Source organism: Sediminicola arcticus, from assembly GCF_040566695.1.
Taxonomy (GTDB): Bacteria; Bacteroidota; Bacteroidia; order Flavobacteriales; family Flavobacteriaceae; genus Sediminicola; species Sediminicola arcticus.
Genome location: NZ_JBEXAE010000006.1, coordinates 86678 through 99175 on the forward strand (window position 1 = coordinate 86678; position 12498 = coordinate 99175).

13 protein-coding genes are annotated in these 12498 nt (G+C 38.4%); 11 read left to right on the forward strand and 2 right to left on the reverse strand.

What is annotated here, in order from left to right:
* Positions 1-41 precede the first annotated feature (41 nt).
* Complete coding sequence (gene gldA, locus ABXZ36_RS12810) at positions 42-938, reverse strand: gliding motility-associated ABC transporter ATP-binding subunit GldA (protein WP_354616073.1); 897 nt, start codon at positions 936-938, stop codon at positions 42-44.
* A gap of 486 nt (positions 939-1424) precedes the next feature.
* On the opposite strand from gldA, the gene ABXZ36_RS12815 reads away from it, so the two are divergent.
* The 4 genes from ABXZ36_RS12815 to ABXZ36_RS12830 are packed head-to-tail and all read left to right on the forward strand — an operon-like array spanning position 1425 to position 5355.
* Positions 1425-2255, forward strand: coding sequence for a prephenate dehydratase (locus ABXZ36_RS12815; protein ID WP_354616074.1), 831 nt, complete (start codon positions 1425-1427; stop codon positions 2253-2255).
* Entirely contained in the window at positions 2252-3397 is a 1146-nt protein-coding gene (locus tag ABXZ36_RS12820) for a pyridoxal phosphate-dependent aminotransferase (protein WP_354616075.1), read from the forward strand. Before ABXZ36_RS12815 ends, ABXZ36_RS12820 begins: the two co-directional genes overlap by 4 nt.
* Before the next feature lie 4 nt (positions 3398-3401).
* Positions 3402-4262, forward strand: coding sequence for a prephenate dehydrogenase (locus tag ABXZ36_RS12825; RefSeq protein WP_354616076.1), 861 nt, complete (start codon positions 3402-3404; stop codon positions 4260-4262).
* A 10-nt stretch (positions 4263-4272) separates the two neighbouring features.
* Complete coding sequence (locus ABXZ36_RS12830) at positions 4273-5355, forward strand: chorismate mutase (protein WP_354616077.1); 1083 nt, start codon at positions 4273-4275, stop codon at positions 5353-5355.
* Positions 5356-5416: 61 nt separating this feature from the next.
* On the opposite strand, the gene ABXZ36_RS12835 is transcribed toward ABXZ36_RS12830, so the two are convergent.
* Complete coding sequence (locus tag ABXZ36_RS12835) at positions 5417-5857, reverse strand: hypothetical protein (RefSeq protein ID WP_354616078.1); 441 nt, start codon at positions 5855-5857, stop codon at positions 5417-5419.
* A 105-nt stretch (positions 5858-5962) separates the two neighbouring features.
* On the opposite strand from ABXZ36_RS12835, the gene rsgA reads away from it, so the two are divergent.
* The 7 genes from rsgA to ABXZ36_RS12870 all read left to right on the forward strand — a co-directional run bounded on the left by rsgA (position 5963) and on the right by ABXZ36_RS12870 (position 12457).
* Positions 5963-6913, forward strand: coding sequence for a ribosome small subunit-dependent GTPase A (gene rsgA, locus ABXZ36_RS12840; protein ID WP_354616079.1), 951 nt, complete (start codon positions 5963-5965; stop codon positions 6911-6913).
* A complete protein-coding gene (dtd, locus tag ABXZ36_RS12845) occupies positions 6914-7366 on the forward strand; it encodes a D-aminoacyl-tRNA deacylase (protein WP_354616080.1) in 453 nt (150 codons plus the stop codon).
* On the forward strand, positions 7366-7692 hold the full coding sequence (locus ABXZ36_RS12850; protein WP_354616081.1) for a nucleotide pyrophosphohydrolase: 327 nt from the start codon (positions 7366-7368) through the stop codon (positions 7690-7692). The genes dtd and ABXZ36_RS12850 overlap by 1 nt, the downstream gene beginning before the upstream one ends.
* 98 nt (positions 7693-7790) lie before the next feature.
* On the forward strand, positions 7791-9023 hold the full coding sequence (locus ABXZ36_RS12855; protein ID WP_354616082.1) for a 3-phosphoshikimate 1-carboxyvinyltransferase: 1233 nt from the start codon (positions 7791-7793) through the stop codon (positions 9021-9023).
* Positions 9024-9110: 87 nt separating this feature from the next.
* A complete protein-coding gene (queA, locus tag ABXZ36_RS12860) occupies positions 9111-10160 on the forward strand; it encodes a tRNA preQ1(34) S-adenosylmethionine ribosyltransferase-isomerase QueA (protein ID WP_354616083.1) in 1050 nt (349 codons plus the stop codon).
* A gap of 89 nt (positions 10161-10249) precedes the next feature.
* A complete protein-coding gene (gene rlmN / locus ABXZ36_RS12865) occupies positions 10250-11293 on the forward strand; it encodes a dual-specificity RNA methyltransferase RlmN (RefSeq protein WP_354616084.1) in 1044 nt (347 codons plus the stop codon).
* Positions 11294-11479: 186 nt separating this feature from the next.
* Positions 11480-12457 (forward strand): polyprenyl synthetase family protein, encoded by a 978-nt coding sequence (locus ABXZ36_RS12870; RefSeq protein ID WP_354616085.1) that lies wholly within the window; start codon positions 11480-11482, stop codon positions 12455-12457.
* The last annotated feature ends 41 nt before the right edge of the window (positions 12458-12498 follow it).

The following is a 12498-nucleotide window of genomic DNA, read 5'->3' on the forward strand; positions in this document are numbered from 1 at the left end:
TTCTGGAGGCTCTTTTTATTTTAAGCTTAGTGATTTTATTTTTAATTAGTTGTCAATTCTGTGAATAGACTTTCTAGATTTTTGTTCTTTCTACTTAATTGTAAGGTCTTAAGCTGATTGTCATGCGCAAAATCAAAAACAATGGGTCGCATATCTATAGAAGTGTTAAAAGTAATATCATAGACAAAGCCCATAACGTTTTTAACATGTACAACATTAGGCAACTTTAGCAAGAAGGCTTCCTCCACCCTATAATCAAATTCAACTTCTATAATTTGCTCTTCCTCAGATCTTAATTCCTCCAATTTTTTATCGGCAACTATAACTCCTTTGTTGATGATAATGACACGGTCACAAACGGCTTCTACCTCTTTCATAATATGGGTGGAGAGTAGGATGGTTTTTTCTTTTCCAATCTCTTTTATTAGTTTACGAATCTCTAAGAGTTGATTGGGATCTAAACCTGTGGTAGGTTCATCTAAGATTAACACTTTTGGATCGTGCAATAAGGCGGCCGCAAGTCCCACTCTTTGTCGGTACCCCTTGGAGAGTTGCCCAATTTTTTTATGGGATTCTGGTGTTAGGCCTGTTTGGTCAATCACAGTTTCAATTCGGTCTTTCCTAACCTTATAAACGTTGGCATTAAATGCCAAGTACTCCTTTACATACATATCTAGATAAAGTGGATTGTGTTCCGGTAGGTACCCAATACTTTTTTGCACCTCTTTTTTGTTGGTTTGCACGTTAAAAGAATTTACGGCAGCTTCCCCGCTATCTGCTAGGCTGTATGTGGTAAGAATTTTCATCAAGGTAGATTTTCCTGCACCGTTAGGACCTAAGAATCCAACAATTTCACCTTTCCCGATGGTAAAGGATATATTTGACAGTGCTTTTTGAGAACCAAAACTTTTAGAGATGTTTTTGACCGTTATGGACATAAAAATAATTTTAACCAAAAATAAAGCAAATTAACGAAACAGAGATTTCTAAATACAACTAGATAGCGTTTGTATGCGTTGGTGTTTGTGGTTAAAGAATTCATACCTGTGGTAGGCTTAGTGTTCGTTCAATCATTTTGAGATTCCATTATTCGTAATTAAAGTTCTTTTTTAGGGGCTTATACGTGGCGATTGTTTAATTAATTAGAATATTTAAAAAAAGAATCTCATAAAAGCTGAATTTTAAATATAATATTTACCTTAGCTGAAGATTATATAGGAAAATGACAAAGCAATATATCTGGAACGGTTTTTATTTCTACTTCTTTTTTAAGAGAAGTACGGGACTGTTCTAGCATATTTTAAAAATATAGATAGCAAAAAAGTCCCGTGAAAACAGGGACTTTTTTTTTGGCCCAAACTTAAGCGGTGTTCTTTTTTTATATTAATAAATATTCCCTTGTAAAATAGGGTAGGACAATCATAATGGCATTGAGAATAGCAATACAGGGAATAAAAGGATCCAACCACCACCAGGTGGCTAGGGATTACTTTGGTGATGACATAAACCTGGTGGAATGTATGTCCTTTGATGGGCTGGTAGATCAATTACTCCAAAATAAAGCGGATAAGGGCGTAATGGCCATAGAAAACTCTATCGCAGGCTCCATCATTCCTAATTACGCTTTGGTGTATAAAAATAACCTGCACATTATTGGGGAGCATTATTTAAACATCCACCACCATTTAATGGTGCTCAAGGGACAAAAAATGGAGGATATCCAAGAAGTGCATTCTCATCCCATGGCTTTGTTGCAATGCAAGGAATATTTTAGAGATTATCCTACTACAAAACTAGTGGAGGATGTAGATACTGCAGAAACAGCCAAGAGAATTCAGGAGGGACAATTAAAGTATATCGCTGCGATTGCTCCTAAAGTAGCGGCAGAACTATATGACTTGGAAATTATCGCTTCTGAAATACAGACTATTAAAAACAATTCAACAAGGTTTATCATTGTCAAAACACAAAATAAGGTACTCCCTGAAGAAGAAATAAATAAAGCTTCCCTCAGGTTTTTGACCGATCATAAAAGGGGAAGTTTGGCGGCGGTATTAAATGTGATGAGCGACTGCAACCTTAACCTAACAAAAATTCAATCCTTGCCCGTAATAGAACGTCCTTGGAAATATTCCTTTTTCGTGGATGTCACTTTTGATTCTTATGCACATTACGCCAAAGCAAAATCGCTTTTAGAGATTATGTCTGAAGAATTTAAGGTTTTGGGGGAATATAAAAATGGAAGAAACTTATGATTGCTGCAGATAGATTAAAATCAGTTGAAGAATACTACTTCTCCAAAAAATTAAGAGAGGTTAGAGGATTGATGGCCGAAGGGAGGCCTATTATTAATATGGGAATAGGTAGCCCAGACCTTGCTCCTTCAAAGGAAGTTATTGAGGCTTTGCAGGAATCTGTGAATGGTGCCAATGCGCATCAATATCAAAGCTATCAGGGACTACCAGAATTGAGGGAGGCGTTTGCTTCATTTTATCACGCAAAATTTGGGGTCACTGTGAACCCGGCTAACGAGGTGTTGCCATTGATGGGATCTAAGGAAGGAATTATGCATATCAGCATGGCATTTTTGAACCCAGGGGATGAAGTATTGATTCCTAATCCAGGATATCCTACCTATTCTTCAGTCACCAATTTAGTAGGGGCCACACCCAGATATTATGATTTGGTGGCGAAAAATGAATGGTTTCCCAACTTAAAAGCACTAGAAAAGCAAGATCTAACAAAAGTGAAAATTATGTGGACCAGTTACCCACATATGCCTACGGGTGCTACAGCATCTGAAGATCAGTTAGAAGATTTGGTAGCCTTTGCCAAGCGGAATAATATTCTTTTGGTAAATGACAATCCTTACAGTTTTGTGCTCAACCAAAGGCCTATCAGTATTTTAGGAGTGGAAGGTGCTATGGAAGTAGCAATGGAACTAAATTCTTTAAGTAAGACCTTTAATATGGCCGGATGGCGTGTAGGGATGGTATTGGGTAGCAAGAATCATATAGATGAGGTTTTAAAGGTGAAGAGCAATATGGATTCTGGTATGTTTTATGGCATACAGAAAGGGGCAATTGCTGCACTCGAAAGTAGTGATGCTTGGTTTGACAAACTGACGCAAGTATATAGTTCCAGAAGAAATTTAGTTTTCCAATTGGCAGATAAGCTAAGCTGTACTTATGATGATCAAACTGCAGTGGGTATGTTTGTTTGGGCAAAATTACCTGCAGGTATAAGCTCAGCAGAAGCATTTATTGATGAGATATTATATGACAAGAATATATTTATAACCCCTGGGACCATTTTTGGAAGTAATGGAGAAGGGTATATCAGGTTTTCACTTTGTGTTACAGAAGATAAAATTAAGGAAGCAATAAGTAGATTTTAAAGAGATGAACGTATTTATAATTGGTATAGGATTAATCGGTGGTTCCATGGCCAAGGATATCAAAAATTTTGATCCAGAGGCAAAAATATATGGGATAGACACTAATGAGACCCATTTGGAAGAGGCATTATCACTAGGTTTGATAGATTATAGTGCCACATACCAAGATTTGTCTATAGCAGATGTGGTCATTGTTTCTATTCCTGTTGATGTTATGGTTTCAGAGCTTCCCAAAGTGTTGGATGTCGTAAATGATGATGCAGTGGTGTTGGACGCAGGTTCTACAAAGGCTTTAATTTGCAGTACGCTGGAGCATCATCCTAAAAGGAGGAATTTCCTGGCATGCCATCCTATTGCTGGAACTGAGTTTTCAGGACCTTCGGCAGCTATTAATGGATTGTATGAAGGAAAAACGAATATAATTTGTGAGGTAGAAAAAACAGCTTTTAAGTTGCAGGAAAGAGCCTTAGAAATATTTCAAAAATTAGGAATGCGGATCCGGTATATGAATCCAGAAGCGCATGACAAACATATTGCCTATGTCTCCCACCTGTCGCATATAAGTGCATTTATGTTAGGAAAAACGGTAATTGAAAAAGAAAAGAATGAGCGGGATATTTTTGACATGGCTGGGAGTGGATTTGAAAGCACAGTGCGCTTGGCAAAAAGTTCTCCGGCAATGTGGACGCCAATTTTTAAGCAGAACAGAGAAAATGTAATTGAAACTTTGGAAGAATATATCCTTAATTTGGAAGCTTTCAAGAAGATGATTGAAGAGGGTGATTACGAGGGCATTTATAACGAAATGAGTAGTACTAATAGAATTAAAGAAATACTGAACGGAATACCCCTAAATAAAAATTAGAATACAAAAAATGGAAAATTCAAAACAAATGAGAACATGGTTGGACGATATGAAATTGGACCATCCGTTAGTAATCGCTGGACCTTGTAGTGCGGAGACTGAAGAGCAAGTATTAAAAATTGCACATGAGTTAAAGGATAGTGATGTGAACTATTTCCGCGCAGGAATATGGAAGCCAAGGACCCGTCCAGGCATGTTTGAAGGTGTTGGGGCCATAGGCCTAAAGTGGTTGAAAAAAGTAAAAGAAGAAACGGGTATGAAAACTGCTACGGAAGTAGCTAATAAAGCCCATGTGGATTTAGCCTTGGAGCACGATGTAGATTTGCTTTGGATAGGGGCACGCTCAACCGTGAGTCCTTTTATCATGCAGGAAATAGCAGATGCTTTGGAAGGCACCGATAAAATAGTATTGGTGAAAAACCCAATCAATCCAGATTTGTCACTTTGGCTGGGAGGCATCGAAAGATTATATACGGCCAACATTAAAAATTTGGGTGCAATCCACAGGGGTTTTTCCACGTACGAAAAGACGAAGTACAGAAATATTCCAGAGTGGCAATTGGCGATTGAATTTCAAAACAGATTTCCCGATTTGCCTTTAATCAATGATCCATCACACATTACAGGGAAGAGGGACATGATTTTTGATGTGTCACAAACTGCCTTGGATCTAAACTTCGATGGTTTAATGATAGAAACGCATTATGATCCTGATAATGCATGGAGTGATGCGGCACAGCAAGTGACACCAACGGTTTTGAAACAAATAATGAGGGATCTAAAAATTAGAAAAGAAACTAATTCAGAGGAGGATTATACCAAAGAGCTAAGCAATCTTAGGGCTCAGATAGACGTTATTGATAATCAGTTGTTAGATATTTTAGGGAAAAGGATGAAAACTTCCGATGGCATTGGAGCCCTGAAAAAGAAGAAGAATGTTGCCGTTCTTCAGTCTACCAGATGGAATGAAATTTTGGGCAAAATGATCTTGGAAGGAGAATCAAGAGGATTGAGTGAGGAGTTTGTGCTAAAAATGTTCAAGGCCATCCACCAGGAATCTATTAACCATCAGGAAAAGATTATCAACGGGTAATTTAAATTTGATATAAAAAGAGCCCCGCACTTATGGCGGGGCTTTTTTATGTCTAAAAATATTATTTTTTAAAGATGTATCGAGTTATAAAAATTCCTTGGCCATCACCTTTTCCGCCTTCACTTTCAACTCCACTGGTCACAAAGGCAAGTTCCCAACCTTCGGCAACCATGGCATTTATTTTTGAGGTGATCAAAGCATCATTGGCGGCAATATTCTGGAAACGGATCCCTCCAATGTTGAAGAAGTTTAACAATTTTGTTTCTTCAAAATTCTTCACTCGAATCTCGCTACGATCTGACTTGTTTCTTGTATTGTCGTCTTCAGTTTGTTCACTTGTGTATTCCCTATAATCCTTTTCTTCGGTGGCACTGATAATTCTGGATCGTCCTAAACCGTTCGGTACGATTGATTCTACACTGGTGATTACCTTAAATTGTTGTGCACTTACTTCTGTTTTGGCCATAAGGACCAAACATGCGATTACCAATAGTTTATTCATAATATATTAAATAGTTGGTTTATAATAGATTATGAAACGCCATAAATCCATGGGTAGTATAAAAGGAATGTCGTTTCTTTGTAAAAATTAAAACCGTAAAATTGAATGTTAGGAATCGTTTATAAATCTACAGGGAGTTGGTATACCGTAAAGGCCAATGATGGTGAGTTTTATGAATGTAAGATAAAAGGAAAATTTAGGATCCAAGGGATCAAAAGCACCAATCCAATTGCTGTTGGGGATAAAGTAAATTTTGAGGTGGAGCATATTGGAGATGAGACCATGGGCATCATCTCTGAAATTTCTGATAGAAAGAATTATATCGTCCGTAAATCTGTAAACCTCTCCAAACAGACCCATATTATTGCTTCTAATTTAGATCAGGTATTTCTTATGGTCACCCTGAACAATCCAACTACTTCCACCAGTTTTATAGATCGTTTTTTGGTTACCTCAGAAGCCTATCAGATCCCTGCCGTTATACTTTTTAATAAAATAGACACCTATGCCGAGGATGAATTGGGAGAGGTTAAATATATGGCAGCGGTTTACAGGGAAGTAGGGTATACCTGTTTGGGTATTTCTGCTAAAACCGGAAAAAATGTGGAAGAGGTCAAAGAAATGATGAAGGGTAAAACCAGCATGTTTTCTGGCCATTCCGGTGTGGGTAAATCTACTTTGATCAATGCCATAGATAAGGACTTGGATCTGAAAACCGCGGCAATATCTCTACAACATCTACAAGGTCAGCATACCACTACTTTTGCTGAAATGTTCGATATGGATTTCGGAGCTAGGATCATAGACACTCCTGGAATAAAAGGATTTGGTATCGTAGACATGGAGAAAAGCGAGATCGGAAATTATTTCCCAGAATTCTTCAAGTTAAAAAACCAGTGCAAATTTAATAATTGCCTTCATTTGGATGAGCCCAAATGCGCGGTAAAGGAGGCCTTAGATAATGATGAGGTTTCTTGGAGTAGGTATAGAAGTTATGTGCAAATGGTAACCGGGGAAGAAGAAAATTACAGAACGGATATTCATAGTAAAAAATAAATGAGGGCTATAGTACAAAGGGTCTCCAAAGCGAGTGTAACTGTTGACGGGGAAGTGATTTCTAAAATCGACAATGGCCTATTAATTTTATTGGGCATCGAGGACGCAGATGAACAAGAAGATTTGGAATGGTTGTCTAGAAAAATTGTCAACCTGCGGATTTTTAACGATTCGGAAGGCGTAATGAACCAATCCCTAATTGAAAATGGTGGCAATGTCATTGTTGTGAGCCAATTTACCTTGCACGCTTCCACAAAAAAAGGGAATAGACCCTCCTATATCAAAGCTGCAAAACCAGTAGTAGCGATTCCCTTGTACGAAAAGTTTGTCACCCAAATGGAGCAGGATTTAGGACAAAAAGTTGGGACAGGCATATTTGGTGCAGATATGAAGGTGGAACTTGTTAATGATGGTCCGGTGACCATTGCAATCGATACAAAAAATAAGGAATAATGAACATACAAAATTCACAAAAAGCGGTAGACGAGTGGATCAAGGCCCATGGGGTGCGTTATTTTAATGAGCTTACCAATATGGCTCAATTGACGGAAGAGGTTGGGGAAGTGGCTCGCATTATTGCTAGGCGTTATGGCGAACAAAGTGAAAAGGAATCCGACAAGGATAAGGATCTCGGGGAGGAATTGGCAGATGTTCTTTTTGTGGTTCTGTGTTTGGCCAACCAAACAGGGATAGATTTGCAACAATCTTTTGATAAAAAGTTAGATCTCAAGACCAAGAGGGATCATGACCGCCATCATGGCAATGAAAAGCTGAAATAGTTTTATATTCACGGTACATTTTTTCGGGATACCTCAAGTCTACGGTCTACATTGACCATGGCCTATGGCAAACCCTAAATCTTTTAAATATTAGTATATTGAGGCTACATCTATCTGCACCTGCGTCACGTAAAATAATAACGGGTATCAAAATTACCGGCTCCAAAAGTGAGTCCAATCGCTTATTGTTGTTACAGGCTTTGTTTTCAAATATTGAAATAGCTAACATTTCCAATTCGGATGACGCCCAAGTCATGCAGCAGGGTTTGAAAATCTCCGAAGGGGAAGTTGATATCCATCACGCTGGGACCGCCATGCGGTTTTTAACGGCCTATTTTTCTACTCAAGAGGGTAAGGAGGTTGTGCTTACAGGTTCTCAACGGATGACCGAAAGACCTATAAAGGTTTTGGTAGAGGCGCTAGAGAGCATAGGTGCTGATATTTATTATGTTAAAAATGAGGGATATCCCCCAATAAAAATTAAAGGGAAGACCCTTGAAAAACATAAAGTGAGCTTACCAGCTGATATCAGCAGTCAGTACATTTCTGCATTGTTATTGATTGCTCCCAGTCTAAAAAATGGCTTGGAGTTAGAATTAATGGGGATGATAACTTCCGTTCCCTATATTAAAATGACCTTGGCCTTATTATCACAAGCTGGGATAGAGAATTCTTTTGAAGGGAATACCATTGTGGTGAAACCTAAAAAGGTAGTTTCTAAAATGAAAATGGTAGTGGAGTCCGACTGGAGTTCAGCATCTTATTTTTACAGTATTGTGGCCCTTTGTGATGTGGGCACGGAAATCACCTTGTCTGCTTATAAAGAGGACAGTTTGCAAGGGGACAGTATTCTAGCGCAGATTTATACCCAATTTGGCGTGGAAACAATATTTGATGGCCATGAAATTTGCCTTAAAAAAAATAAAAATATAACTAAGGGCTCATCCATAACCTTGGATCTGGCTAATGCCCCGGATATTGCTCAAACTATTGCTGTAACTTGTTTTGGGTTGGGAATGGCCTGTTACTTAGAAGGGCTACATACCTTAAAGATAAAGGAAACGGATAGGTTAGAAGCATTACAAACGGAATTGTCCAAGCTGGGTGCCTCCATTTCGGTAACCGATAAATCACTGACATTGAAGACGTCACATGAAATCCAAAAAGATGTGGCCATAAACACCTATAATGACCATAGAATGGCGATGGCATTTGCCCCTTTGGCATTAAAACAGAACCTCTTTATCAATAATGCGGAAGTGGTTTCCAAATCCTACCCCGACTTTTGGAACGATCTTAAAAAGTTACAATTCGGCATCAAAGAATCTTAATTTACATTTAAAGAGGCATTTACTTGACAACGCCCCTTTCAGGGTTGTATATTTGCATCCGCTAAAAGCGTCACTAAAAAATTATCGATGAAATTATCACATTTTAATTTTGAGCTTCCAAATGAATTATTGGCGGAATATCCTTCGGAAAATAGGGATGAGTCCAAATTGATGGTAGTTCATAGAGAGACTGGAAAAATAGAGCATAAAATGTTTAAAGACCTGATCAATTATTTTGATGAGGACGATGTAATGGTGCTTAATAATACCAAGGTTTTTCCAGCCCGTTTATATGGGAATAAAGAAAAGACCGGTGCTAGGATTGAAGTATTCTTGTTAAGGGAATTGAACGAAGAACAACGTCTCTGGGATGTTTTGGTGGACCCTGCGCGTAAAATAAGAATTGGAAATAAGCTTTATTTTGGTGATGATGAAAGCTTAGTCGCAGAAGTTATAGATAATACGACCTCTAGAGGTAGGACTTTACGTTTTTTATATGACGGATCCTATACTGATTTTAGAAGGAAATTAAGGGAATTGGGAGAGACACCACTTCCTAAATATATCAAGAGAGCAGTAGAACCTGAAGACGAACAGCGTTACCAGACCATTTATGCCAAGCATGAGGGTGCGGTTGCGGCTCCAACTGCTGGTTTGCATTTTTCCAAGCACCTATTAAAACGATTGGAGATAAAGGGTATAAAGTTTGCTGAGGTTACCTTGCACGTTGGTTTGGGAACTTTTAACCCTGTTGAGGTAGAAGATCTGTCCAAGCATAAAATGGATAGCGAAGAGCTCATCATAGATGAGAAGTGTACGGAAATTGTGAACAACGCCAAGAAAAAAAAGCAAAGAGTCTGTGCCATAGGTACTACTGCGATGCGTGGATTGGAGAGCGCAGTATCATCCAACCATACATTAAATACATTTGATGGATGGACAAACAAATTTGTTTTTCCACCTTATGAATTCAGCATTGCAACAGCTATGGTCACCAATTTTCATTTACCTAAGTCAACCTTGTTGATGATGGTATCGGCATTTATGGGGCATGACCTAATGAAAAAAGCTTATAAGGAAGCCATCATGGATGGTTATAAGTTCTATTCCTACGGGGATGCTATGTTGATTATATAATTTTTTCATAAAGAATGGAGGTCCCGTCTTTTCCTTGCACTACTTAGGGATAGACGGGATTTTTTATAAAATAGTATTGCTGCAAAGAAATGGAAATGGTTAAAAAGAAAGACATACGGGCACTCACCAAGGAACAGCTAAGAGATTTCTTCGTTAGCGAAGGTGACATGGCGTTCAGAGGCAACCAAGTTTATGAATGGCTATGGCAGAAGGCGGCACATTCTTTTGAGGCTATGACCAACATTTCTAAAGAGACCCGCCAAATGATGGAAGCTAATTTTGTGATCAACCACATTAAGGTAGACCAAATGCAGCGCAGTAGTGATGGGACCATTAAAAACGCTGTACGACTTCATGATGATCTTGTAGTAGAATCAGTTCTTATTCCCACAAAAACACGCACAACGGCCTGTGTTTCTAGTCAGGTGGGTTGTAGTTTAGATTGCAAATTCTGTGCTACGTCACGTTTAAAACGTATGCGAAATTTAAATCCGGATGAGATTTATGATCAGGTGGTGGTCATAGATAATGAAAGCAGATTGTATTTTGATAGACCATTGAGCAATATTGTTTTTATGGGTATGGGAGAGCCTTTAATGAATTATAACAATGTTCTTAAGGCCATAGAAAAGATAACTTCTCCAGAAGGTTTGGGGATGTCGCCAAAAAGAATCACCGTTTCTACCTCTGGGGTTCCTAAAATGATTCGGAAAATGGCCGATGAGGAAGTGAAATTTAAGTTGGCAGTTTCCCTTCATTCGGCAATAGATGATATCCGAACTTCGATTATGCCCTTTAATGCCACATTTACCCTAGCCGATTTAAGGGAGTCCCTGCAATACTGGTATAGTAAAACCAAAAGCAGAATTACTTATGAATATGTGGTATGGGAAGGAATTAATGACCAACAGAAGGATGTGGATGCCCTTGTTGATTTTTGCAAATTTGCACCATCCAAGGTCAATCTAATAGAGTACAATCCTATTGATGATGGGGAATTTCGTCAGGCTTCAAATAATGCGATTGAGCGTTATGTCCACACTTTAGAGCGAAATGGGATAACGGTCACGGTGCGCAGGTCTAGGGGAAAGGATATTGATGCAGCTTGCGGTCAATTGGCCAATAAACAATAGCCCCGTAATTATCCTGCTAGGTATTATTTAGGGCTAAAAAGAATTGATTTAAGATCAATTGGTTGCAGATAACCGCCAATTTTCATTTTTTCTAACCGATTATCCAAGTTGTGGTGAAAGCCTTTTATTTTTACTTAATTTTACTGCGTCAAATCTATTCCAAACCAAATTGGAAAAAAATACTTTGTGAAAGTTGTAAACCAGATTAGGGAGCCAATCAATCAAGAAATGGAACTTTTTGAAAAAAAGTTCTATGAATCTATGTCCTCTAAGGTGGCCTTGCTTAACAGAATCACTTATTATATAGTGAATAGGAAGGGGAAACAAATGCGTCCTATGTTTGTTTTTTTGACCGCCAAAATAGTTTCTGAAGGGAGTATTAACGAGCGCACTTATCGTGGGGCTTCTGTTATAGAATTAATCCATACCGCCACCCTTGTCCATGATGATGTAGTTGATGATAGTAATAAGCGACGTGGTTTTTTCTCCATCAATGCCCTATGGAAAAATAAGATTGCGGTTCTGGTTGGGGACTATCTCCTTTCCAAAGGCCTTTTATTGTCTATAGATAACGGTGATTTCGATCTTCTTAAAATCATTTCGGTAGCAGTGCGGGAAATGAGCGAAGGGGAGTTATTACAGATAGAAAAGGCAAGAAGGCTAGATATTACTGAGGTCGTATATTACGAGATTATCAGACAGAAAACCGCCACTCTTATTGCGGCTTGTTGTAGTCTGGGAGCCTGTTCTGTAAAACCAGAATCTGAAGAAGTGGAAACTTTTAGAAAATTTGGGGAATTGATAGGAATGGCCTTTCAGATCAAAGACGATCTTTTTGATTACGGTACGGAGCAAATAGGAAAGCCTACTGGTATTGACATCAAGGAACAAAAAATGACATTGCCCCTGATCCATGTTCTCAATAAGGTGAACGAAAAGGACAGAAAGTGGTTAATAAACTCTATTAAAAACCACAACAAGGATAAGAAACGTGTAAGAGAAGTCATCGCTTTTGTGAAATCGAATGGCGGATTGGATTATGCGGTTGAAAAAATGCTAGACTTCAAAACAGAAGCCCTGGATCTCCTAGAGTCGTATCCAGACTCCCCATACAAAACTTCACTCGTGCTTATGGTGAATTATGTGGTAGAGCGTAAAAAATAAATTGTAAACTTATTTAGTAGTGTAATTTTGACAGACTATCT